This is a genomic window from Bacillus sp. DE0042 (genome assembly GCF_007680225.1).
Lineage (GTDB): Bacteria > Bacillota > Bacilli > Bacillales > Bacillaceae_G > Bacillus_A > Bacillus_A wiedmannii.
The window spans coordinates 752346-776537 of record NZ_VEJP01000001.1; the positions used below are offsets into that span (position 1 = coordinate 752346).

A 24192-nucleotide genomic window follows, 5' to 3' on the forward strand; every position below is an offset into this window, starting at 1 on the left:
TATAGGTACACCCAATTGAAAGAGAGGGATGTACATGCGAAGAAAGAGAAATCATCATTTTAAAAGTGGTGAAAAAAACGAAGAGTATGCAGCTGAAATATCACCAGCTGGCATACCAATTAGACATAAGCGTAAAGAAATTGCAAATGAAATAGAAGGTACAAATACCGGTGCAATGGTAGGCTATGTCGCTTTATTTCTTTCGCTTTTCTCAATTGCATTTTATCCGGTTACACTCGGCTCTCTTGCGATTTTAGTCGGCTTATTAGCTGTCAATTTCGGCGCAAGAACACTTGGATATACAGCAATTGGTTTTGGTAGTTTTTCTGTTTTATTTACTTTACTCTATCCGCTTGCTTTGTCAGCGTTTTAAAAAAAACACACCAAGTTATACTTGGTGTGTTCATTCGTGGTACAACATAATATGACCGCATCCACAGCAATGTTTCGCTGTAATTTCTTGAAACACTGGATAATTTTCTTCATCCCGATGCTCAATAAACACCTTTTCAAATCGATACATATTTTGTGCATATGCCCAATCTTGTTTCGTACGTGCATACAAAGTTGAGGAAAAAAACTCCTCACCACCGCAAACGATACATGTATTCTTCATTACTACCCCTCCTATGCTTGTCTTACTTCATCTATATGAACATAAGCATAAGAAAAAGACCTTCTATTACTAGAAAGTCTTCTCTGAAACAAAAAGAAATGTACCAAACATTCCTACTCCGCTATATTCTTTCGTAACACCAGCTTCTGTTTTAAATGTTTGCTTTACAGTCATAAAGAATACACCATTTCGTGCATCTGCACTTTCAAATTGTAATTTTTCTTTTTTACCATCTACATTTTGTGTGCATTCAAAACTACTCTCATTACATTTCAATGCATACTTATCTTCTAGATACAATTTAAAATCTGATTCTTTCGGACAAGTTATAAGTAATATCGCCACGAGAATAATACTTACAATACCCACAATTGTATAATATTTCTTCATTTGTACTCCTTTCAAATGACAAGAAAACTTGACTGCATGCGCCAAGTTTTCTTAGTCCACAACCCATTGCCACTCTTGTTCTTTCTTATCAAAAATGAGCCAACCTGTCTCTGTTGCTTCTTCTTTCAATTCGTCAATATTATCTAGTACCTCATCCGTACTTTCATACGAACCAACTACATATACCGGAATTTCAAGACCTCTTCTTGACTCAATTTTCCCTGCTAGATCAATATAAAGACCATCTTCCATTAATGGAAGAAGCCCCATGATCACTTCTTTCGAAATTGCTGGGAAAATTTTTGATTTTTGGAACAAAGAAAAACGTTTCTTACCGAAAGCACCGAGTTTATAAGGAATGACTTTACTTAACATTCCTACAAAGTCAGCAATTCTACGATAATACACTTTGTTGTACCATCCGTCATCATGTGAAAAATAAACAAATCTATTTTTCAATAGCGGAAAGAATGTTCTTGCAAGTGGTTCTTTTTTGTGAGCCAAATATAAAAGCTCTGCAATTTCTTTTGGCTCTAATTCATCTAAATCGCTTGCATCATCAAAATCTACCCAACAAAATTCATCAAATTCATCAATCTCTGCTTGAATTAGCTTATGTATATTTTCTTCCTCAACATATTCAAATAAAGTATGATAATGAAAATCTGTCCATTCAAAGTTATGCTTTAAAAGCAACACTTGATGAAGCGGTGAAGGGATGTTACTTGCAAACTCTTTAAACGTAATTCCTGATGTAATAAAACAATGACCCCGACGATTACCATTAATATATATCATATTCTTTACTTGGTCAGATCCTCCAGACAAAGCACCTAGCCACCTTCGTTTTATATGTTTCAATTCTATAGCATATTTTAACATGAAAAATTTTAGAAACATAGAAAAAAATTCAAAAACTATTTACAATTTCATGTGTTTTATTACATAGTGATTACAAGAAAAAACACCTGCTCGTGAGCAGGCGTTTTTAAAGGATTTCATCTGGGTTTTGAGGATGATAATTTCCCTCTTTCTTTTCATCTTTTTGGAACATCGATTGAATTTTATCAATTGTTTGTGGAGCTAATTCAATCATTTTTTCTGCTAAATGCGTCGCATTTTGTAGATGCAGAATATTTACTCCATCTTTATTCACTACAAGAAATGCTACTGGTGTAATAGAAACACCACCCGCGCTACCGCCACCAAATGCAGGGTTACCGTTTGCTCTTTGTCCATCATTCGTTTGGAAATCAGAACCTCCTGCTCCAAACCCGAACGCTACTTTAGAAACCGTTAACACCACACCACCGTCAGCCGTTTGAACAGGCTCTCCAACAATCGTATTTACATCGACCATTTCTTTTAAATTTTCCATTGCCGCTTTCATTAACCCTTGAATTGGATGATCCACCGTTCATAACCTCCTTTGTCATATCTTTCCTAGTTTTTCCGAAAGTTTGTGAACTAAACATAAAATTTTATATTGATTTCAAAAAACTTAAGTTGTAATATTTAGAAAAATAAAAAAAGAGGTCGATTCGTTATGATGAGAAAATTAACAAAGAAAGATCATAAACAAGTATTTTCTTTTCTAAAAGAAGAAGCAGCCCTTAACTTATTTATTATTGGAGATATTGAAGCTTTCGGTTATGATACAGATTTCCAAGAACTATGTGGAGTATTTAAAGAGGATGGAACATTAAAATCAATTTTACTCCGCTTCCACGATTCATTTATACCCTATAGTAAAGAAGAATTTGTTACCACTGATTATGAGGCACTTCTTTCCGCATATAAGCCACTTAAACTCTCTGGTAAGTCAACTATCGTAGAACGATTTGAAACTGCTTCAAATATACAACTAGGTACTAAAAATGAAATGTATTTTTGCGAATGTCTAAATGACAACAACTTACCTAGCACACCAATTCATGAAACAATTAAACTTGCCTCACTTGATGATATAGAACGAATTATGAAATTACGAAGTGACATCGCTGAATTTCCGACTACTAATGAATCAGAGAAAATATTAAGGCAGGCTATTGAAACAAATACAGGACGCACATACTATATTGAAAAAGACGGTGCAATCATCGCATCCGCCTCTACTTCCGCTGAAAATTCATTATCCGCTATGGTAGTTGGTGTATGTACACACCCGAATTATCGTGGAAATGGCTACGCTTCACTCATACTACAAAAAATGATTCAAGACTTTACGAAAGAAGGCCGAACACTTTGTTTATTTTATAACAATCCAGCTGCTGGACGAATTTATAAACGTCTAGGGTTTAAAGACATTGGGATGTGGACGATGTATCGATAATAAGAGGTACTCTATAAGCGGAAATAGTTGTAACTTTGCAATAAAAGCCGATTACACAAAAACTTCACACCGTTATTATGAAGAAACTACTTGAGGAGTGAGGACTCTAACTAAAAAATGTTATGCATTCAAACTAAATTTAGACAGATAAACGCCCCAATTGTTGCATTTCCTCCAGCAATTGGGGCGTTTATCCTCAAATTCTTTCCACTACAAATAGAAATATTTATGAAACATTTATCACACTTATGTCGCTATTATCTTTACGTGCAAATGCCCTTCTTAATATTACTGCTTCTTATTATACTGTGCTTTAAAATCAATATATTCCTGTCTCGCATCCTGATTATTACCTTGGTGACTATCAAAAGATGTATGTATTTGTGATATATATTTTACTAACTTGCCCTCATCATTTCTCTTCTTATAATTCACTACAATACTTACTTCCAATATCTGCTTTGAACCATTTTTAGAATCAATATGCAATGCGATTGATCCACCACCATATTCATCATATTGTATTTTCAGAGTATCATTAATGATACTCTGAAACTCTAATTCAGTTAGCTTATACCCAACGGTACTAGGTTGATCAAACTTTTTTATATCATCCCCGGGCTTCATCTTTAGTTTCCCTATCCCTTTTAAACGATCTACAATTAAGTTCACGTATGAAACATCTAGATTTGAATCCGGACTTTGCACCTTTTCATTTTTATACATAATATTGGTACGATAAACAACTTCTTCTTTATTATCTTTGCTGTCTACTGCTGAAGTAACTTCTTGTGTTGTGTTTCCATATAAACTTTTATCTTTCGTATTATATATTCCTTCCGAAGTTTGATAGATTGTATTTCTATGTTCTCCATCTTCTTTTTGTTCATATGTACTATATATACCTCTTTGTTCCACAAAAGCATACCCATCATCACTCGCAGACATAACCGTCTTCATATCACCTGCATCCAATGCCTTAACAAATGGCTCATACTCTATCTTTTTTTCAAAAAAACTACATGCTTGTAGTAGGCTGATTGCTATTATGATACTAATCATTTTAGAAACCCTTTTTTTGTTCATTTCATCATCACACTACCCACTCTACATTTTCAATTAGATAACCTACTAATCACTTTAATCACCTTACATAATTAAATTTTCTTTTAGAAGTTAAAATACTCTCCTGTAAATTATTACTTTTCTATCATCAAAACTTACAATACACACTTTCTTTATGCCTTACGTTTCGATTTACTTTTTTTATTTTTCTTTTGATATCTTGGGGTCTCTCTTTTATGTTGCTCCCATGAAATGTTAAATGACGGAAATTTAAACCTGCAATATGCTAATAGCTGAAATTCAGCTGCACCGATGGCTATCGTATACATTAAAAAGGTCCCTACTACATACATGAATAGATCATCAAACCCATAATTATTATGAAAATATATCAAAATAAGAATAATTACTGCGTATAGTGTAGCCCACTTCATCATCTTTCCTTTTGTTTCACTAAAGAAAGAAGCAGACCTTTCATCCATACTAAACGCACCTTCACTCGCTTGTTTAAACGTATCAATTGTTGTCAGAATATGAAAAATTACTGCTCCTAAAAGTAATAAACCCACATACAGTATTGTAATCCAGTCAATTGAATTATTAGCCATTTTAGTAACAGTCAACGCAGTAGGAGCTATTGTTGCTATTTGGAATGCATATAATAATACGACAAGGGTTTGTAGTTTTTGTAATTTAAATTGAGCTATCGGAAATGAATAAATAATGAAAAGAATTATTTGTAGGCTGTACAATAACACTTCTAACTTAACAATTCCTATATTAAAGAGAAGCATACAGTAATCCCACCCAGCTGATAAAACAATAGAAAAAATAGTTATTGAACTAAATAGTATTCCTCCAAACATAAATCCTGTAGCACCTTCTGGACTTAAACGATCATTACATATCATCCGAAACTTATCTAAATCTTTTTCTTTTATATTCCACATCCTGACTCTTCACCCTCTATACAGTTTAAATAATTTTCATTCACTTCAATTCTATTTCACTCTTATTTACTTTTCGATTGGGATTTTGTATTTTGCCTTCAAAATCTCCCACGCATTCTCTCATTCTCTTCCCACGTTATATTAAATGGCGGACATTTAAATTTATTCTGCCATTTCCCTTTATGCCTTACGTTTCGATTTACTTTTTTTATTTTTCTTTTGATATCTTGGAGTTTCTCTTTTATGTTGCTCCCACGTTTTATTAAATGACGGAAATTTAAATCTGCAATACGCTAATAACTGAAATTCAGCTGCACCTATGGCTATCGTATACATTAAAAAGGTCCCTACTACATACATACCTAAAGTATCAAATCCATAATCGTTATGAAAATATAGCAAAATAAGAATAGTTACTGCGTATAATGTAGCCCACTTCATCATCTTTCCTTTTGCTTTACTAAAAAAGGAAGCGGATCTTTCATCCATACTAAATGCACCTTCACTTGCCTGTTTAAACGTATCAATTGTTGTCAAAATATGAAAAATTACTGCTCCTAAAAATAATAATCCTGCATACAGTAATGTAATCTGATCAATTGAATTATTAGCCATTTTAGTACCAATCAAAACTACGAGTAATATTATTGCCATTTGAAATGCATTTAATAATACAACAATTGTTTGTAGCTTTTGAAATTTAAATTGAGCTTTTGGAAATAAATATAGAATGAAAAAAATTACTTGCAGAGCATATAACAACACTTCCAGCTTAACAATTCCTATATTAAGGAGAACCATACAGTAATCCCAATCACCTGATACAATAATAGAAAAAACGGCTATTGAACTATAAAGTATTCCTCCAAACATAAATCCTGTAGCACCCTCAGGACTTAAACGATCATTACATGTCATCCTAAACTTATCTAAATCTTCCTCTTCTATATTCCACATCTTGGCTCTTCACCTTCTATACGTTTCAATTATTTTTCGAACACTAAAATTCTATTAATATATTATTTATTTTTCGTTTTGGATTTCTTATTTTGTTTTCGAATTCTTCCACACTTTCTCTCATTCTCTTCCCACTTCATATTAAATGACTTGAATTTAAATCTGCAATACACTAAGAGCTGGAATTCTGCCGCTCCAATGGCTACTGCATACATAACAATATTACACATAACATAGCCAAACATTGTGTTTAATGAGTAATTATTATTTATATAAATTAAAACAAGAAGAATTAACACATAAATTACAGCAACTCGTATAACATGTCCTTTCGTTTTACTGAAAAACGAAGCTGACTTGTCCCCACTACTAAATGCACCTTCGCTTGCTTGTTTAAATGTATCAACTGTTGTCACAATATGAACAATACTTCCACCTAATACTAATAGACCTACATAAACACGTGTAATGAGATCGATTGAATACTCAATCATCCCAGAAAGAACAAATAACGTGCATCCGATAGTTCCAAGTTGAAATGCATATAATAATATAACGAGCGTTTGTAATTTTTGAAATTTAAAACGCGCTTTAGGGAATAAATATAGAATTAAAAACATTACTTGCAAACCATATAACACTAATTCAATCCTAACAATTACCTTATCAAACAAGGTAGTATAATAATCCATTCCTCCCACAAAAATAATAACCATAAATAATGAAGTATAAAATATCGTTCCGAGCATAAAACCCGCAGCACCTTCAGGACTTAAACGCCCTTGACATGTCATTCGAAACTTATCTAAATCTTCTTCTTTTATATTCCACACCCTGACATTTCACCTTCTATACAGTTTAAATAATTTTCATTCACTAAAATTCTATTACATTCTTAATATTTTTAAGTACATAGATCTTTGTACAACTAAATTCAGATGATTTTTTAGGTATACCATTACCACATTAATTACGATAATCATATAATCAGATTGCTTTTTGATAGTTCAAATAGTATCCTTTCTCCTCAAAAGTTCCAAATACTCTTCTCTCTTGCGCTTAAGTATAACCATCTTCTTTTCACCTTCATCCAACGCCTTTACTAATCTCTCATACTCTATCTTCGTCTCCCCAAAACCACATCCACTTAATAAACTTGCTACTATTGACAGAACTATTATCATCTTAGCTTTCTTCTTTAACTTCATACTGACACCCCGTTAGTTACTCTAGGCATTTTTAGGTTCATTATGTTCCCTTTTGGAAAGTAATACACTTCACCTTTACTTACTGGTATTTATTTACTCATACAGATTATATTGAATATTCTTTAATTTTTAATAGCATCGATTTATATACAATTCTTAATTGCTTATATATTCTATTCGAATTTTCAGAAACCAAAACTTATTTTATTTCTTTCGCTTTCTTTTCATCTCTCTCTTTATAACGCTTTAAGAATTCCTGACGTTCCCTTTCATGTTCCTCCCACGAAATATAAAATGACGGAAATTTAAATCTACAATAGGCTAATAATTGGAACTCTGCTGCACCTATGGCTACCGCGTACATGATTAGAGTTCCTCCCGCATACAATCCTAAAATATTTAGTGTATAATTATTATGCACATAAATTAAAATGAGAAGAGTTAACACATAAATTAGAGCACACTTAATTGCAATCCTCTTTGTTTTACTAAAAAATGAAGAGGATTCTTCTCCCGTATTAAATGCCCCTTTACTTGCCTGTCTAAAAGTATCAATAGTCGCTAAAATATGCAAAATGACTGCACCTAAAAATAATAATCCAACATACATTAATGTAATTTGATCAATTGAATAATTTGACATTCCAGGGATTATCAACATTGTAAATGTTATAGTACCTAGCTGAAACGCATATAACAGTACCACAAGTGTTTGTAGTTTCTGAAATTTAAATGGCATCTTAGGAAACAAATAAATAATTAAAAAAATTATTTGAAGACTATAAAGCACTAACTCAAGGCTAACAATTATTTTATCAAAGAGAGTGGGGTAATAACTCCAACCAAACCTTATTAACCCCCCAATAAGAAAAACCATTATTAATGAAATAAAAAACATCGTTCCAAACATAAACCCTGTAGCCCAATCGGGACTTAAGCGATTCCTGCAAGTACTTTTAAATTCATTTAAATCTTCTTCTTTTACATTCCACATATAATTACACCATCTTTTCTAAAATCATGTAATAACTCTATTTTTGTAGATAAACTGAAAGTAAATAAATGTTTTTAGTATTTCATATTAAACTAGCTTTTTTACTTTTTCTAATAAACATAAAATATAACAATAACATCGATATTAACCCTATCTCACCGCCTAATCCCCCTCCATATTCTTCTAGATATATGCAAAGAAATATACTACCAATAAAAAATATTATTCCAAAGATAACAATCCACTTCCCCAGAAACTCTGCTACTTTATATAGAATTAAAAAGATAAACATGATCCCGACAATAATAGGTGCTATTACACTTTCAAATAAACCTTTTTCTGTTTTTACAGTTTTGGGATCTTTATTCAAGATATTACATCCCTCCCTTTACTAGTTAACTTATGAATAATGCATTTATTCTATATAAGTTTACGAGTATCATTTATAACTTTCATTTCAGTTTTTGTTTCGCTTTTGTTCTTTCTCTCTTATTCTTTTTCTATTTGCTATAAATTCTTGGCGATCCTTTTCATGTTGTTCCCACGTAATATTAAATGATGGGAATTTAAAGCGACAATACACTAATAGGACGAATTCTGCTGATGCAACGGCAAATACATATAATATAATTGTTTGTAAAAAATAAAACACCATCGGCTTTAGCGCAAAACGAATACTTGCAAAGATTAATATCAATAGGACAACTATATAAATTACCATTCCAATTAACATCCAGAGTTTTGTATTAGTAAAAAATGAGACTGATTCCCCTTCCAACTTATAGCCTCCATATTTTGCTTTTTTAAAAGTATGGATTGTAATTACAATATGAGTAGTAATCGCTCCTAATAATAATAGACCTATATAACATACGGTTAAATTTTTACAAGTATATCCAAATATCGCTTCAATTAATACATAAGCATACCCTACCGTTGCAACCTGAAACGAGTTAAACACAATTACAATGGCTTGTAACTTTTGTAATTTAAATCTTAATTTCGGAAATGAATAGATAATCAAAAAAAGGATTTGCAGAATATATAATACTAACTCTACACAAACAAATATTCGTTCAAAAGATTTTGGATAAGCCTCCCAACCAAGTTGTAAAAACCCCAAAACAATAAAAAACATCGGTAATGAAGCGTATACAAAAACTCCAACTAAAAAGGCCATTACACCATCAGGACTTAATCGGTTTTTATTTGTAATTTTGAAAAAACCTAAATCTTCTTCCTTTATTTTAAGCATTCATCTTTCCTCATTTCGATGCAAAACTTATTTTATTTCTTTTTCTTTCTTTTCTTCTCTCTCTTTATAACGCTTTAAGAATTCCTGGCGTTCTCTTTCATGTTCCTCCCACGAAATATAAAATGATAGAAATTTAAATCTACAATAGGCTAGTAATTGGAACTCTGCTGCACCTATGGCTACCGTGTATAGTATAAGGGTCAATACAGAATACCACCCTATTTGCCCCATCGTATAATCATTATTAATATAAATTAAGATTAGGAGAGTTAATACATATAATATAGAAGCGATCATAAAAAAATCTTTTGTCTTACTAAAAAATGAAACTGAATTTTCCCACTTACTAAATGCGCCTTCGCTAGCTTGCTTAAAGGTATTAATTGTTGTAAAAATATGAATAATAAAAGCTCCTAACAATAATAAGGCTACATAAGTCAATGTAACACGATCATTTGAATAACCGAAAATACTCGAAACAACTACTGTTACAAATCCTATAGTCACAAGTTGAAGTGCAAATAACAATATAACTATAGCTTGTAACTTTTGAAATTTAAAACGGGATTTGGGAAATAAATATACAATAAGAAAAATGATTTGTAAGCTATACAAAAATAACTCTATTTTAATAATTGTTTCCTCTAGTAAACTAGGATATACGGACCAACCAAATTTCACCAAACCATAAATTACACCTAACATTATTAATGAGGTGTATATGATTGAACCTAACATAAAACCTACAGCACCCTCAGGGCTTAATCGACTTTTACATGTCACCCTAAATTGATCTAAATCTTCTTCTTTTATATTCCACATCCAATTGTCCCACCCTTAACTACATTCACTTAAATCATGTAAATTAAAAATAAGAACCTTCTCATTTTAACGAAAAGAGAAGGTTTTCTTGCTGTTATACATTCATGCCATATTCAAAACTTTCCCTCTTCAAATAACGTATTATAGTTGTTAATCTTTGAAATTTTATTTTCGCTATTAATTTAGGCATTTTTACTTTTCTTAAAAAATACCAAATATGCAAATAATGACGAGATTAAGAGGAATACACCCGCCCCTATACCCTCATATATTTTAAAATAAACAGCAGCAATTATCACAAATATTGACATTATTATGATTAGAATCATTGTATATTTCACTATAAATTCTAACGCTTTATAGATAGATACTATTGTCTTTCCAAAAAAACTTTTCTCTGTTTCCGAAACATTCCGATCCTTATTCAAAATAACATCTTCTCCTTTTTACAAATTGACTTTTGAATAAATTTTCCCTTTCAAAATAAGAACAAAGCGAACTGCAGAACGTAACTACTACCAATACAGATTGATCCAAATGAAAAATCTCATGTCGAATTATTCAATCAATTACATATAGATCTTAGAATAAAAAACCTCCTCATTCTAACCAGAAGAGAAGGTTTTATTAATCTCAGATATTCTTACATTATAATAATGATTCTTTTTGAGCTATTTCATAGTGCTCTGCTATTTTTTTACACATCTTTTTATATTCCAGCATCCACTCTGCTATTTCTTCTATCTCTTCATCAGTGGACTTTTTCTTATATTTAAAACCAATCACTTTCATATCCGAAAACACTTCTTCTTCCATTTCTTCATCTACCGGAATACATTGGATAATAACTTTCGTTGTGTTTGAGACTTGCACAAAAATTTCAAATGTGCCAACAAACATAGCAACCGTTCGGAATAATTCTTTATTACTCATATATAAAACCCTTGCAAGTTCTTCTGCAAGTTCAGGATATATAAACAATACATCAATCATTTCAGCAGCTATTATGCAATCATCTACTGATACTTTCTCCAATATTTGCTGCTTAATTAATTCCCCAGTTTTATGCTCACACTCTTGTTGAAAATATACAGTTTTTTCTTTTGAAAATAGCCACATATGTAGACTCCTTCCTACTAAAAACAACAATTAGAACTCTTAATTCAAGAATACCTTTATATTATTCTTCTATAAAACGAAACTAAAATCTGGTTTTTACTTTTCATATTTCCAGAACTATAAGTACACTAAATTATTATTGTGTATCCACTGCAATTTTTATTTCAACATACTGTAGCTCTTCATCACCGCTAAAAATATGATAAATAGGTGAAATCATATCAAGTTCATTATCTTCCATATACTGAAGCATCTCAGCATATGCATACTCGGTTAATGTTTCATAATCTCCTGTCAATCGTTTCACAAGCATGTCATCTACATAGTAATAGCTTCTAAATTTCATTGTTTCTAATGGTGGAACTTTATCCTCATATATCGGCATAAATAATTCAATATACATATTTTCATCTGAAGGAACATTTTTCAATGCATAAAATAGTGAACCTTTTGCTGTTAAGTTCGCTTTTTCTATTTCTAGCATAAAATCGTCAATCGAATCTTTCATATAGGTATAATGAATATAGTATTCTTTTGAAACAACATTTGTATATGCAATACTTTGACCTTCTATAATCATTTTACGGTTTCACCTACTTCTATAATAGGAGCGTAAATATCTAACCAAGTATCACCGTATACATCTAAGCATACATGATAAAAACTACTATCTAATTTAATATGGTTTTGATTTGCCACCTCGTGTATTAAATTATACACATCTTCAATATCACCATCTTCATCCGTAAAACGCACACTTAAAGCATCTTCAATTATTAAACCATCAATGTATTCATATGCAGAATCTCCCCCCAGTTCCACACGTTCATTTACCGGAACACAATATGTATATTCACCATATGCTGGTTCATTTTCAAGTGGTTTATATTTAAAAAGAACCGGTCCTACTGCATAAATCCCATTACGGATAACTTGATTTCTCAGCGCAATAGCAGGTAGTAACCAATCTTCTTTTTTGACGACTTGAGTAATACTAATTAAATTTAATAGTGATAATGCTTTATATTGAACTTTCACAACATCTACTCCCCTTATCTTTATTTCTTTCTAATTCGAATGGAAACGTGCAATTTCTCATTTCATACGCATAAATTAACAACTTATGCTATAGCAAAAATTCATTTCTTTTATTATCTACTTTTCGATTTGTTTTTTTTATTATATTTTCTAAATTTCTGACGTTGTCTCTCATTCTCTTCCCACGTCATATTAAATGATTTAAATTTAAATCTACAGTACACTAAAAGCTGGAATTCAGCTGCACCTATGGCTACTGCGTACATTAAAATGCTCCCAACCACATACATTAGTAAAGCATCAAACCCATAGTCGTTACGAAAATAAATTAAAATCAGAAGGAGTGGTACGTATATCATTACTCCCTTCAGTACATTCATCTTTGTATTACTAAAAAATGATTTAGATCTCTCATCCATACTAAATGCACCTTCACTTGCTTGTTTAAACGTATCAATTGTTGTCACAATATGAAAAAAAACTGCTCCTAGAAATAATAAACTTGCAAGCGTCAATGTAAAAACATCAATCGACTTATTAGCTATTTCAGAAACGATTAAAGCTGTGAGCCCAATCGTTCCTAATTGAAATGCGTATAATAACACGACAATTGTTTGTAATTTTTGAAATTTAAAACGAGCTTTTGGAAACAAATATAGTATTAAAAAAATGATTTGCACACTGTATAACAACAGCTCAAACTTTACAATTCCCATTTCAAAGAGAACCTTACAATACTCCCAACCACCTGATAAAACGATAGAAAATATAATTATTGAACTAAAGAGTATGCCCCCCATCATAAATCCTGTAGCTCCCTCAGGACTTAATCGTACTCTACATGTCATTCGAAACTCATCCAAATCCTCTTCTTTTATATTCCACATCATTAAATTACTCCTTTTATGTCATCTAACTTAACATCAAAATAAAGACCAAATCTTTTTCGTTATTTGTTTGACTCCTTTTTTTGCATAATCGATTGCATTATCTTCTCCTCCCCACTTATAATTCATCACTGCTGTGGCAAATACCGCAACACCAGCTCCTACAACAGTGCCAACAGGCGGAACGAAAAACGATCCCGCTACTGCACCAGCTGCTGCTGCTCCAGCAGTTGCTCCAATATCTACTGCTGAATCTGTTGCTATATCAACTATATCCTCTCGCTGCCATCCATTTTTTTGAGCCTCTGCAATGTTATTTCCAACTGACACAACCGCTCCAAATATAGCGGCCCCTTTTAAAAACTTACCAGTTTTCCCAAGTTCTTTAAAGGCTTCTTTCCATTTTCCAGGATGTAAATCCTTTAACCCTTTTACATACTCCGTTTTAAACGAACTCCATCCCCTTTCTTTAATTGCAGTAGTTAATCCATTTTGACTCCGATCCTGATGAAATTTGTGAAAATCTTGAAATTCCGGTAACTTATAAATTCCTTTTCTTGCTTTTCTTACTTGTTCATTCGTGATTCTCGAATTTTCTACACCATCCATTTTAAGCCCATTTTTTACGTAACGAAATATACTATCATCACTACTATCCATCTTTAGTAATTTGAATACTTCCACTAAATCTTCTTTTTGACGTGTTGATAGTGTAAACTTCCCTTTTCCTTTTCGAGAATCAGGATCAAAAATTGCTTTAAAATCATAATTCTTTTTAGCATAATACATACGAGCAAAGGCAGCTATTAAAAATTTTGTTCCTTTTTGTTGTATATCAAACGCCGTCATATGATTCGAAATACCATTTATTAAGTTTCCATTCCATCCACCAGCCATAATTTTTTCGACTATCTTACTAGAAAAATCTCCATTGGCTGCTTGTATTTCTTTCATTCCCTTGTCTAATGAACTTAACATTTCATTAAAATGTTGAAGTTCATTTTGCTGACTATTATACGTTTCTAATTTTTCTAGCGTATCACTAATTTCCTTTTGACTTTTTTGGATTCCTTCAGATATTCCTGAAGATGATGGATACTGAGTTGGGACAATGTCTGCTATAGTCGATATAGTTTGTTTTGCTTCTTCATTAGAACGATCAAATTCATTGCTGTATCCATTAATTTTTTTCTTTACATTATCTAAATAGTTCCCATAAATCTTTGTGTCACTATCACTATCAACTGTACTATTAAAACTCTCTATTGCTTTTTGAAATTCATTTTTCAACTCTTCCGCTGCAATTTGAAATCCAGCAATCGTAGTACCATGTACTCTAGAAAAATACCTCTTTATTTCATCTGCTGCTTTCCCTTGAAAAGAATTAAGTTGGTTCAAATCATCTATTTTCCCTAATAAAGTTTCAAAATATTGATTTAGTTCGTCAGCACTTGTTTGAAATCTTTTTTGTAATTCGTTTACTTCTTGTAATTCAATATTTTTATCCACGTTTCTCTCCCCTTATTTCATTTTTACGTAGAATGTTTTTCTAGTGCTGCTGTATACCAACTTTTAGTTCTTGCCCAAGTTTTGCATCTTTCTCTACCATTTTTGCTCCAATTTCTTGTACTCTACTTATATCATTTTCTAACAATTTCTCATATCGCTGAACTTTCTGAGAAAGTTTTTCAATCGCTTCACAATATTTTTTCAGTTTACTTAAATTCGTACGATGTAACTGCATACCATTAAATTTAGTCTTACCTAAATCACTAGCACCACTTTTCAATTCACTTACTTTCGCGTCAAATACCCCTTTATTTAATTTAATTTCCCCCATTTATCATTTCCCCGCCTTCTGTACTTCTACTTGAATACTAGCGTCAACCATTGAAACACTTCTACTTAAAGAAAGAATACTAGACTCACATGTAGCGATTTCTCTTTCAAGCCGCCGTATGGCTTGATCGATGTCTTCTTGCACTCTTCCTAGTTCTCCAATAAACTTCCCTAAATTCGAAATGACTTGTTGTTCATACGTTTCTTTAAAAGTAGTTGCTCTTTGCCCTTTCCAACTACTCTCGTTTATTTCTAAAGACTTAAACTGCTCTTGATTTTGTTTAATTGCTTCAAGATTATTTACAAATTTCCCCTTAGCAGTTATTAGCCTTCGTAGTTTCATTTGTAATTCAGCCAATTGCCCTTGTTGATGACTTATACTACTTAATAAACCAGATTTTTGACTATTTAATTCCTCTATCCCCATGCAAATCCCCCCTTAAATAGTTGGCACTTTAATTCTAGTAGCAAAACGATTTTCAACAAAATACCCTTCAAATGGATTTAATTTTGTACTACTTAAATCTTTATTAGATACATCGAAGACCATTTGGCCTGATGATTTTCTAAGTAAAATAACATGAGATTGCGTTTTTATTGTTTTTGAAACTAAGTCGTATCGACTGTCAATTGAATCAACATCACAGCCAATTACGAAGTGGATGCCCATAAATGCACCATTTGTTATTAATTCCGCCAAACTATATATATCGCTATCTTCTAAATTACTTAAAATATCATTTACATCTGCGATTACGATTACAATCGGCTTAAATTTCTTAATAAATTCTGCCGGGTTCACTGTTTCACTTGATGCTTCCTGCTCCTCTTTAAACGCCGCTTCTCTCGATTTATAAGCATTTGTAACTTGTTTAATCGTTTTCTCAATTCCTGTTTTTTCAGCTACATATAAAGCAGAGCTCTCTCTATAGTTTGAGAAATTGCGTGTTCTTGTATCAATTAAACCTAGGTCAAAGTGACCACTGTCTGCTAACTGTTGAAGGAATTGATGAACTACATTTTCAACTTCATCTTTCTTGATTCCCCCTACAACAATATTAGCCGCTTCCGTTAAATCTAATTCGAGAGGCGTAACGCTTTCTGTTTCTACACCAAATGTTAGTTTGCCTGCTTCAATAATTTTTCTTGTTTCTGGCCATGCAATGAATTCTTTGTATTCCAGAACTTCAGGTACCATAGGAATTGCTTTCGGTCTTTCTCCATCCCAGAAGGAATCCATCTCTTTTCCTTCAGCTTGTATATTTTCAATTCGAGTAAGGACATCTTCTCCATTTGTCGGTAAAGCTGTTTGGAAGATTGTTGGTTCGTCAATTTTTACTAAACCACGGCCTGCTAATTCTTCAATTTTTAACTCTGTTCTTCCTACAATAGCTCTAGATTCTGCCTCATCTATCATATATAGAGCAATTTGTAGTTTAATATTTGTATTTACTTGTACTCTCAATGCATTTTGACGTGTAGCCGTAAGCATTAAATGAATTCCTACTGCTGCCCCTTCACGTACAATTTGTGCAACAATGCGTTCAAAGTCTTCGACAAATCCAGCTTCTCTAACAGCATCATAGTTATCTAACGTAATTAATACTGTTGGTAATACTTCCTTACTAACTCTCTCATACATTTCAAGACTCGCAACTCCATATTTACTTAGCAATTGCTTTCTATCTTTTAATAAGTCTTCTATGCGACGAAGAAACTTCTCGCATTTTTCAACTTGGTCTAATGTAATGACGTCCGCCACATGCGGTAAAGATTTTAATGGCATTAAGCCATTTGTTCCGAAGTCTAATAAATACACATGCAAATGCTCCGGACTATGCTGACGAGCTACATCCATAATGACTGATTGTAAGAATGTTGATTTTCCGTAGCCTGGGCTTGAGAAGACCGCTACGTGTCCGTCTTTACTAATATCTAGTGTTAATGGTGTTTGTGATTGTAATTCAGGCTGATCTAGTAGACCAACTGTTGCTTTTAATGGTTTCTTTTCTTTCGTCCATGCTTCTTTGAACTGAATAGCGTGTAAGTCTTGTAAATATACGCTTTCTGGAAGTGGCGGTAACCACGGTCTAGCTAACGCTTCAATTTCATTTATTTCTGCGTAATCGTGAATGTAGTCAATAACAGCATCCAGTTCAGATGGTACGCTTATTACTTCTTTACTGCTACCAAGTCCACTTAAGTCTTCACTTAATATTTCATATTGTCCTAGATCATTTATTGCATAGATTGTTGCGTCTAAATGTTCTTTATCCTCTTTGTTTTCTACATAGTCTGCTCCGCTCCAAGCTGATTGGAATAGTTCATAAATTTCATTATTCCCAACTTGTAAGTAAGCACGTCCTGGTAATGTAATTTCAGCAGCATCTGGTGTTTTTAAAATTTCATTACTATCTGACGTATTTTGAACTTTTAATGCTAGTTTGAATTTCGAGTTACTCCAAATTTGATCGTCTACAACACCACTCGGTTTTTGCGTAGCTAATATTAAATGGATTCCGAGTGAACGACCGATACGCGCTGTTGAAACTAACTCTTTCATGAATTCTGGTTGTTCTGACTTCAGTTCCGCGAATTCATCACTAATTAAAAATAGATGTGGCATCGGTTCACTTACTAAACCTTCTTTATACAGTTTTTGATACTGGTTAATATGGTTTACATCATTTTCCCCAAATAATCGTTGTCTTTTTTGTAATTCAGCTTTAATTGATGCGAGCGCTCTCATACTTTGTGCTCCATCTAAGTTCGTAATTGTTCCTAATAAATGCGGTAAGTTTTTGAATAAATTCGCCATACCGCCGCCTTTATAATCAATTAGTAGAAAGGCTACTTCGTAAGGATGGAAATTGACTGCTAGAGATAATATATACGATTGTATAATTTCCGATTTACCTGAACCTGTTGTACCTGCTATTAACCCGTGTGGTCCGTGTGCTTTTTCGTGTAAGTTTAAGTTTACGATATCTTCTTTACCACGTAACCCAAGTGGTACAGCTAAAGATTTATGTGCAGCATTTTTCTCCCAGCGACTTGTAATATTTAGTTCTTTTACTTTCTCAACACCGTACATTTCTAAAAATGTTACACTTTCTGGGATACTATTTTTTAAGTTTTGCAAATGATTTAACGGTGCTAATGCTCGTGAAACATCTTCTAAATTGAACCCTTTCGGTACGTGATTGAGTTTAAATTGACGGTTTACAAGCTCTCCCTGTTCTAAGATGATGTTCCCTTGTTTTGCATCTCTTATGTCTATTACCGTTTTTACATGCTCCGGTAAACTTTGCATAACATCTTGTACAAATACAAGTGATACACCTAATTGACTCGGATCATCATTAAAGAATTCCATAACAACATGGTCTAGTATTAGTTTTTCATCTGTAATGAGAACGACATAGTGCGGTGCAAAGTACATTTTTTCATTCGTTGAACTTTTTTCATCTAGTTTTAATTTTCGTTCTTTCAATATTTGATACAAACTATTTAACACTTGATCACGGCTACGATCATGGTATACAAATCCACGTACATTTATATCGCGAACACTTCCATGAGGTAACCAGCGCATCCAATCCCATTTTTCCTTTTCTTCTTCAGGAAAAATAGTAATAAACTGCAAGTCATAATAACTATGGAATAACGCGGTTTGTACAACTAATAATTGTAATTGTTCTAACACTAAAGAGCGTTGTCCAATATAGCCAACCGGTCCATTTATCAAATCTGTTACAACGGGTACATCTTCCAATGATAGATAACGCTGTCTTAGTTCACGTGCTATATCAATTAATTCATCTTTCGTTTGACTAAATTCTTCTTCATTAAATTGAATTTCAAAACTCGTATTAGCTTGTCCTGTCCCAACGCTAAATGTCAAGAAATCATGATGTAGCATTGTTTTTTCATATATACGTGGATTTACTTGCACAGCCATATTACGTATGACTTCAACATTTGGATTATGATATTGTAATGCATGACGCTGCTTTTCACTTTCTGCATGTAAATCTTTCGTTTTTTGTTTTATATACGCTCTATAACTTTTATCACGTTCCACAATGTCGATTTTATATTGCTTTAAATTTTTTATATAAGATGTGACAGATACAATAATCGTTACTAATGTCATCGCAATCGATGCAATAATAAACATCCCATATTTCATAAAGATTGCAAGTAATACTGTTACGACAATCATGACAAGAGAAGGTGCAATAATTCTCGCCAAATGCTCAGTCGGTTTTGACGGCATACTTGAAGGTTTTGCAATTGTCATTTTCTCTTCTGGTTCACGGTAAATAATACGTGGTGAACGATGATAGTCTGGATAACCACTTTGATAATTCGTTTCGGATTCTACTAAAATAGGTAACGTAGATTTAACGTTCTCTTCTGAAGACAATACTTGAATATCTTCACTGCCTATTTCTACTAAAACACCATCAAAATATAATACGTCTCCAGCTTCTAACATAACGCTATCTTTTAGCTTCGTATAATTATGAAATACATCCCCGTCATATACGTTCACTTTAAAAGAATCGTACAACGTTTCACGAGATAGCATTAAATCTACATTCGTTCCGGTAATAGAAATATCATCATAACTATTTTGACTCAATGTAAGAGAATGTTTCGTTCCTATATCAAACACTTTATTTGTACCAATAATAGATATAAAGATTTTCAAGCTCACATCTTTAGTTTTTCCAATCTCAAATTCCTTATTGAACTCTATTAATTGATTTTGTACCATCCAAGCATTTACTTCATTATTCCACTTTAACTCTACTTCTTGTTCTAAACTTGGATTCGTAATATCATTTGTCCACTCTTTTCCAATCGACACTATTGATTGCTCATTTGGATGTAATGTGCACTTATATATTTTGTCTCCATAAGTCAATACTAATAGTTGCTCCATCCGTGTTCACTGCTCCTTTTCAACTGTCTCATCAAGTGCTTGCTTACTCTTTCTTCTCTGTGCTTGACGAGTCTTTATCGTTTGATGATTTGCCATATTTCTTTTCATATTCATCTAATTGTTGCTCATATGTTTTTAATTTTTGATCACGCTCTTCTCCTGATAAATCCGGATTATTTTTCATCGATTCAATTTGTTTAACAAGGCCGTACATAATAAGCTGAGGATCATCAAGTGTCTTAGCTAAATCTAATGATTTATCAAAATTACCTTTTCCGTTATACATCCAATACAGCAAATACTTTTCATCACTTTTCAAACTAATATTTTTCATAATCATTTTCTTTTGATCTTCACCTAGTTTTTCAGCCGTAATGTATGCAAATGCTAACTCATATTTAGATGCAATCGGTAATGATTCAAATTCCTCTTCATTTAATTGCGTAATTACTTTGTCATAATCAGTTGCTATGAAACTCGCATTTGCTTCTATTAACTTATTTTGATAAGGAAATTTTATAAAAGTGAAATATATTAAAGGAGCAGCTAAAATAACTGTCGCCGCTATGAAGGAAAAAGCTAAGTATTTAAATGATTTATAGCTCTTTTTAGATACTAACTGCATATTTTTTTCTGTTTTTGTTTGTTCCTTCTCAAAGCTGTCATCAAGAAACTGCAGTAATGCATCTAAACTTTCCATTTGAGCAACTGTCTGTTCAAATGTTGTTTCTTTTGCATCTTTTAGTAACCCAGCATATAAATCATCAAAATTGTGCTTTTCGGAGAATAAAGCAATAATTAGACACTTGTATTGCGTTAAAAATTGCTCTTCTAACAACGGGGTTGGTGGAACAATATCTCGAATTCCTCTATGTATAATACTTGGCATTAAATTCGCATTAAAAACTATATTGTCTGGATGTAAAAAGAACGTAATTCGTTTATTTAAATATTTACGAAATTGCGCAACATTTCGAAGCAGTCTCAATTTCTCATTTCTTCCAAAACGGCTAAGATCGTCCCACTTATATAAATTTTTGTCCACTTGAAATAGAAACGTAAACATATCATCCGTTTCTTCTATCGTTAATGGTACAAATTCAGATGATGCGCCCGTAATTATATCGAATTGACGGAAATCTTTTATACGTGTTTGAGATTTTGTCATCTCCAATTTCCAATTTTCTTTTTCTATTTGAAATTGATAGTTCATTGCATCAATTTGAATTGTTTTTTCCGTCATGTTTATCCTCTTCTCCTTTTCTTTATAACCAGTAATAACTTATTTTCAAAAAACTAAAAGTAAGAAATATTCTTTATAAAACTTGTAAAATATCTCCGTCTGTTATTTGGTGATCAATTAAACGATCATTATCTGTTAAAACAATTGACTTATTTCTCACTTTCATTACAAAATGTGAACCTTCATGATTATCAATCTTTAACGTATCTAATAAGTTTTTCAATAAATATTTAATAGATTGATGATTCGGAATACGCAAATCATATGTATTTCCATTCCATTTACTAAAATCTACCGTTACATTAATATGCGTTTGTATTGCCATTACTTTACCTCCAACTTTTCCGAAGAACCGTATAAATACCGATGCAAATAAGTAAAACACTGCCGCCTAACAATATGATTATTGTTGTACTTATTGGCTTTTCATTCATTGTTTGATTACTTGCTACTTCATCAGCGCTTTTTCTTACAACGTATTCACTACTAAATAAACTATTTTTCGTATTTTTAACACTATTATTTTCTTTTTGTTTTATAAAAAGAGAATCTCTTAAGGATTCCATCTCTTTTTGTTCTTTCTTTTTCTTTTTTTGAATCTCTTCTTCTATATCTTTATTAAATAACTCAATTGATGCTTTATCTAATTCTGTTTCCTTATGTTCCCTTTTATTTTTTTCTTGGTCTTTATCTTCAAAGCGGTCTACTTTAAACTGAATCTTTCCATCATCACCAAGATAACTGTCCGCCGCGCTCCTAATCGGTAGCGCGACAAACAGTAAAAGGAAACAAATAAATGATAACTTAACCACTATGCTCCATTGTTTGATCATTTACTTCTTTTTCCTCCCATTTCTTGTGCCATACAAATAGATTACTAACTAATCCTATAATGGCAATTACAAACAATACGATAAAAATAACTTTTCCTGTATCTTTACCGCTAATAAAATCATTTAGAAAACCTTCTATATATTGAAGCGGTGAAAATTGACGCAATTTACCTACAGAAGACATTTGGTCTACTTTACTTCCAACTGCTTCAGTTAAAAATAGATACATACTTAAAAATACTAATAAGATAAACATCCCTACCATTTTTATTTGTCGTAGTAAGTATGTTGAAACTAATACGAACGCCATCATAATGATTGTGATAAACGCAATCCATAGTAAACTTTGATCCTGACCGAATTTTAAAAGACGGCCTGAAATGATTCCTATACTGATTCCTTCCACAATCGATATTCCAAATGCTACTACTGTAGTTGGTACATTCATATCAATTAAAGAGAACCTCTCTTCAAAATGATCTGATTGCGTTCGTTTCTTTTCTTGATTCGCAATTGCATATGCTGTAAATAACGCAACAATGAAACAAGTTAATACGATTAAGTATGGTGTAAAAGCATTACCAGCTACAATTACCCCATCATTTTGTTTCTGAACTGGACTAGATAAAAACTCATATAGCATCTCATTTTGACGATCTCCAATACGACTATTCGCCAAAATCTTCGTAAAGTTTTTCGAGAATGCTTTATCATCTTCCATTTTCTTCGTAAAATCATTTAATAAAGAATCTGCTTTCGAAACAATTGTCGTTCCGCTGTCTTGAATTTCTTTTGCTTGTCCATTGATTTGGTCAAATGTTTTATACACATCATCTGATGTTGCTAAACTATGCTTCGAACTTTCTACTAATGATTGAGTTTGCATCGTTAAAGATTTAATACCAGAGTCTAACGATAGTACAGCTGTTTGTTCACCTGCATTATTAGTCGTTAATACTTGTTGCTCTTCCACTAACTTTAAGCTACTCTCACGCCATTTCGCTAAACCTTTTACATACTCTCCTAAATTTTGATTCATACTAGTCGCTTGCTGCATCGTTTCATTTAATTTCTCCGCTAATAGCATTGAATTTTGATCTGCACTAGTAATGAGTTGTTGGTAAGAGTCTATTTTTTGTTTTAAACCTGTCATATCTTGCTTTACTTCACTCGTAATACTAGCTGAAACAAGATTTGAAATTAAATCAATTACACTTTGCTTATTTAACATATAGTACAATGAATGATCAGTAGCAATCGCATCTAAACTTCCCTCTTCAAGCTTAGGCCCCACATCATTCGTTCTTAAATCAATCCCATAATACACTTGATAAAGACTCATTAAACCTTGATAACTTTGAACGGTCTCCACTGCTTCTTTAATTAATACATTAGATGTATTATTTGTTAACTTCTCAGTTTTTTGATGTACAATATAATTATTTGTACGTTCAATAACTGTTGAGCCACCACCTTGGTTTTGGTTTCCACCGTTTCCGTTATCAGTCCCTGTTCCGCCTCCCGGGTTTCCTCCGTTATCTGTCCCCGTTCCGCCTCCTGGGTTTCCTCCGTTATCTGTCCCTGTTCCGCCTCCCGGGTTTCCTCCGTTATCTGTCCCCGTTCCGCCTCCTGGGTTTCCTCCGTTATCTGTCCCCGTTCCGCCTCCTGGGTTTCCTCCGTTATCTGTTCCCGT

General features: G+C 32.6%; 27 protein-coding genes and 1 pseudogene. 2 read left to right on the forward strand and 26 right to left on the reverse strand.

The window, feature by feature from the left end; all coding sequences use genetic code 11:
* Nucleotides 1-34: 34 nt before the first annotated feature.
* Complete coding sequence (locus tag FS802_RS03550) at nt 35-373, forward strand: hypothetical protein (RefSeq protein ID WP_001253201.1); 339 nt, start codon at nt 35-37, stop codon at nt 371-373.
* A gap of 30 nt (nt 374-403) precedes the next feature.
* On the opposite strand, the gene FS802_RS03555 is transcribed toward FS802_RS03550, so the two are convergent.
* The 4 genes from FS802_RS03555 to ytfJ form a co-directional block, all read right to left on the reverse strand.
* On the reverse strand, nt 404-616 hold the full coding sequence (locus tag FS802_RS03555) for a hypothetical protein (protein ID WP_000798748.1): 213 nt from the start codon (nt 614-616) through the stop codon (nt 404-406).
* A 69-nt stretch (nt 617-685) separates the two neighbouring features.
* A complete protein-coding gene (locus FS802_RS03560; protein ID WP_000761182.1) occupies nt 686-1006 on the reverse strand; it encodes a hypothetical protein in 321 nt (106 codons plus the stop codon).
* A 51-nt stretch (nt 1007-1057) separates the two neighbouring features.
* The gene (locus FS802_RS03565; RefSeq protein ID WP_000014094.1) at nt 1058-1834 is read right to left on the reverse strand and encodes an oxalate:formate antiporter; all 777 of its coding nucleotides are present in this window, start codon (nt 1832-1834) and stop codon (nt 1058-1060) included.
* Between the two features lie 160 nt (nt 1835-1994).
* On the reverse strand, nt 1995-2420 hold the full coding sequence (gene ytfJ / locus FS802_RS03570) for a GerW family sporulation protein (RefSeq protein ID WP_098653747.1): 426 nt from the start codon (nt 2418-2420) through the stop codon (nt 1995-1997).
* Nucleotides 2421-2552: 132 nt separating this feature from the next.
* Here ytfJ and FS802_RS03575 point away from each other — a divergent pair, with 132 nt between their 5' ends.
* Nucleotides 2553-3338 carry a GNAT family N-acetyltransferase gene (locus FS802_RS03575; RefSeq protein ID WP_003188895.1) on the forward strand — a complete coding sequence of 262 codons (786 nt, stop codon included), beginning with the start codon at nt 2553-2555 and terminating at the stop codon, nt 3336-3338.
* Between the two features lie 288 nt (nt 3339-3626).
* On the opposite strand, the gene FS802_RS03580 is transcribed toward FS802_RS03575, so the two are convergent.
* The 22 genes and pseudogenes from FS802_RS03580 to FS802_RS31445 all read right to left on the reverse strand — a co-directional run.
* On the reverse strand, nt 3627-4400 hold the full coding sequence (locus tag FS802_RS03580; RefSeq protein WP_098653748.1) for a DUF3952 domain-containing protein: 774 nt from the start codon (nt 4398-4400) through the stop codon (nt 3627-3629).
* Nucleotides 4401-4576: 176 nt separating this feature from the next.
* Nucleotides 4577-5353, reverse strand: coding sequence for a hypothetical protein (locus tag FS802_RS03585; RefSeq protein ID WP_098653749.1), 777 nt, complete (start codon nt 5351-5353; stop codon nt 4577-4579).
* 180 nt (nt 5354-5533) lie between these two features.
* Nucleotides 5534-6310 carry a hypothetical protein gene (locus FS802_RS03590; protein ID WP_016088153.1) on the reverse strand — a complete coding sequence of 259 codons (777 nt, stop codon included), beginning with the start codon at nt 6308-6310 and terminating at the stop codon, nt 5534-5536.
* Between the two features lie 62 nt (nt 6311-6372).
* Nucleotides 6373-7143, reverse strand: a complete 771-nt coding sequence (locus FS802_RS03595; protein ID WP_098653750.1) for a hypothetical protein — start codon at nt 7141-7143, stop codon at nt 6373-6375.
* Between the two features lie 231 nt (nt 7144-7374).
* A pseudogene (locus tag FS802_RS03600) lies at nt 7375-7518 on the reverse strand (DUF3952 domain-containing protein); the annotation flags it as partial.
* Between the two features lie 199 nt (nt 7519-7717).
* Entirely contained in the window at nt 7718-8512 is a 795-nt protein-coding gene (locus tag FS802_RS03605; RefSeq protein ID WP_050000270.1) for a hypothetical protein, read from the reverse strand.
* A gap of 82 nt (nt 8513-8594) precedes the next feature.
* Nucleotides 8595-8882, reverse strand: a complete 288-nt coding sequence (locus FS802_RS03610) for a hypothetical protein (RefSeq protein WP_050000269.1) — start codon at nt 8880-8882, stop codon at nt 8595-8597.
* A gap of 87 nt (nt 8883-8969) precedes the next feature.
* Nucleotides 8970-9767 (reverse strand): hypothetical protein, encoded by a 798-nt coding sequence (locus tag FS802_RS03615; protein WP_098653751.1) that lies wholly within the window; start codon nt 9765-9767, stop codon nt 8970-8972.
* A gap of 27 nt (nt 9768-9794) precedes the next feature.
* Nucleotides 9795-10589 carry a hypothetical protein gene (locus tag FS802_RS03620; RefSeq protein ID WP_098653752.1) on the reverse strand — a complete coding sequence of 265 codons (795 nt, stop codon included), beginning with the start codon at nt 10587-10589 and terminating at the stop codon, nt 9795-9797.
* A 182-nt stretch (nt 10590-10771) separates the two neighbouring features.
* On the reverse strand, nt 10772-11017 hold the full coding sequence (locus tag FS802_RS31440) for a hypothetical protein (protein ID WP_001030787.1): 246 nt from the start codon (nt 11015-11017) through the stop codon (nt 10772-10774).
* A gap of 220 nt (nt 11018-11237) precedes the next feature.
* Entirely contained in the window at nt 11238-11708 is a 471-nt protein-coding gene (locus FS802_RS03630; protein WP_000266199.1) for a hypothetical protein, read from the reverse strand.
* 136 nt (nt 11709-11844) lie between these two features.
* Complete coding sequence (locus tag FS802_RS03635; RefSeq protein WP_000582722.1) at nt 11845-12288, reverse strand: DUF5085 family protein; 444 nt, start codon at nt 12286-12288, stop codon at nt 11845-11847.
* Nucleotides 12285-12746 (reverse strand): DUF5085 family protein, encoded by a 462-nt coding sequence (locus FS802_RS03640; RefSeq protein WP_000868166.1) that lies wholly within the window; start codon nt 12744-12746, stop codon nt 12285-12287. The genes FS802_RS03635 and FS802_RS03640 overlap by 4 nt, the downstream gene beginning before the upstream one ends.
* 113 nt (nt 12747-12859) lie before the next feature.
* Nucleotides 12860-13633, reverse strand: coding sequence for a hypothetical protein (locus FS802_RS03645; RefSeq protein WP_002096673.1), 774 nt, complete (start codon nt 13631-13633; stop codon nt 12860-12862).
* Nucleotides 13634-13669: 36 nt separating this feature from the next.
* Complete coding sequence (locus tag FS802_RS03650) at nt 13670-15142, reverse strand: T7SS effector LXG polymorphic toxin (protein WP_000360012.1); 1473 nt, start codon at nt 15140-15142, stop codon at nt 13670-13672.
* Between the two features lie 40 nt (nt 15143-15182).
* Nucleotides 15183-15473: a TIGR04197 family type VII secretion effector gene (locus tag FS802_RS03655; RefSeq protein WP_000503892.1), complete on the reverse strand. Its 291-nt coding sequence runs from the start codon at nt 15471-15473 to the stop codon at nt 15183-15185.
* Between the two features lie 3 nt (nt 15474-15476).
* The gene (locus FS802_RS03660; protein WP_000510565.1) at nt 15477-15899 is read right to left on the reverse strand and encodes a YwqH-like family protein; all 423 of its coding nucleotides are present in this window, start codon (nt 15897-15899) and stop codon (nt 15477-15479) included.
* 12 nt (nt 15900-15911) lie between these two features.
* Nucleotides 15912-20423, reverse strand: a complete 4512-nt coding sequence (essC, locus tag FS802_RS03665) for a type VII secretion protein EssC (RefSeq protein ID WP_144524870.1) — start codon at nt 20421-20423, stop codon at nt 15912-15914.
* A gap of 43 nt (nt 20424-20466) precedes the next feature.
* The gene (essB, locus tag FS802_RS03670) at nt 20467-21666 is read right to left on the reverse strand and encodes a type VII secretion protein EssB (protein WP_000137024.1); all 1200 of its coding nucleotides are present in this window, start codon (nt 21664-21666) and stop codon (nt 20467-20469) included.
* Nucleotides 21667-21739: 73 nt separating this feature from the next.
* Nucleotides 21740-21991 (reverse strand): EsaB/YukD family protein, encoded by a 252-nt coding sequence (locus tag FS802_RS03675; protein WP_001007573.1) that lies wholly within the window; start codon nt 21989-21991, stop codon nt 21740-21742.
* Between the two features lie 4 nt (nt 21992-21995).
* Nucleotides 21996-22499 (reverse strand): type VII secretion protein EssA, encoded by a 504-nt coding sequence (gene essA / locus FS802_RS03680; RefSeq protein ID WP_000595666.1) that lies wholly within the window; start codon nt 22497-22499, stop codon nt 21996-21998.
* The coding region (locus FS802_RS31445; protein ID WP_483296230.1) for an MFS transporter at nt 22471-24192 on the reverse strand (1722 nt) is incomplete at its 5' end. The genes essA and FS802_RS31445, both read right to left, overlap by 29 nt.

Bases quoted from the DNA above. Each gene is read 5' to 3' on its own strand.
- FS802_RS03550 (WP_001253201.1), top strand. From the start codon at position 35: ATGCGAAGAAAGAGAAATCATCATTTTAAAAGTGGTGAAAAAAACGAA.
- FS802_RS03555 (WP_000798748.1), bottom strand. From the start codon at position 616: ATGAAGAATACATGTATCGTTTGCGGTGGTGAGGAGTTTTTTTCCTCA.
- FS802_RS03560 (WP_000761182.1), bottom strand. From the start codon at position 1,006: ATGAAGAAATATTATACAATTGTGGGTATTGTAAGTATTATTCTCGTG.
- FS802_RS03575 (WP_003188895.1), top strand. From the start codon at position 2,553: ATGATGAGAAAATTAACAAAGAAAGATCATAAACAAGTATTTTCTTTT.
- FS802_RS03580 (WP_098653748.1), bottom strand. From the start codon at position 4,400: ATGATTAGTATCATAATAGCAATCAGCCTACTACAAGCATGTAGTTTT.
- FS802_RS03585 (WP_098653749.1), bottom strand. From the start codon at position 5,353: ATGTGGAATATAAAAGAAAAAGATTTAGATAAGTTTCGGATGATATGT.
- FS802_RS03590 (WP_016088153.1), bottom strand. From the start codon at position 6,310: ATGTGGAATATAGAAGAGGAAGATTTAGATAAGTTTAGGATGACATGT.
- FS802_RS03605 (WP_050000270.1), bottom strand. From the start codon at position 8,512: ATGTGGAATGTAAAAGAAGAAGATTTAAATGAATTTAAAAGTACTTGC.
- FS802_RS03615 (WP_098653751.1), bottom strand. From the start codon at position 9,767: ATGCTTAAAATAAAGGAAGAAGATTTAGGTTTTTTCAAAATTACAAAT.
- FS802_RS03620 (WP_098653752.1), bottom strand. From the start codon at position 10,589: ATGTGGAATATAAAAGAAGAAGATTTAGATCAATTTAGGGTGACATGT.
- FS802_RS03630 (WP_000266199.1), bottom strand. From the start codon at position 11,708: ATGTGGCTATTTTCAAAAGAAAAAACTGTATATTTTCAACAAGAGTGT.
- FS802_RS03635 (WP_000582722.1), bottom strand. From the start codon at position 12,288: ATGATTATAGAAGGTCAAAGTATTGCATATACAAATGTTGTTTCAAAA.
- FS802_RS03645 (WP_002096673.1), bottom strand. From the start codon at position 13,633: ATGTGGAATATAAAAGAAGAGGATTTGGATGAGTTTCGAATGACATGT.
- FS802_RS03655 (WP_000503892.1), bottom strand. From the start codon at position 15,473: ATGGGGGAAATTAAATTAAATAAAGGGGTATTTGACGCGAAAGTAAGT.
- FS802_RS03660 (WP_000510565.1), bottom strand. From the start codon at position 15,899: ATGGGGATAGAGGAATTAAATAGTCAAAAATCTGGTTTATTAAGTAGT.
- essC (WP_144524870.1), bottom strand. From the start codon at position 20,423: ATGGAGCAACTATTAGTATTGACTTATGGAGACAAAATATATAAGTGC.
- essB (WP_000137024.1), bottom strand. From the start codon at position 21,666: ATGACGGAAAAAACAATTCAAATTGATGCAATGAACTATCAATTTCAA.
- FS802_RS03675 (WP_001007573.1), bottom strand. From the start codon at position 21,991: ATGGCAATACAAACGCATATTAATGTAACGGTAGATTTTAGTAAATGG.
- essA (WP_000595666.1), bottom strand. From the start codon at position 22,499: ATGATCAAACAATGGAGCATAGTGGTTAAGTTATCATTTATTTGTTTC.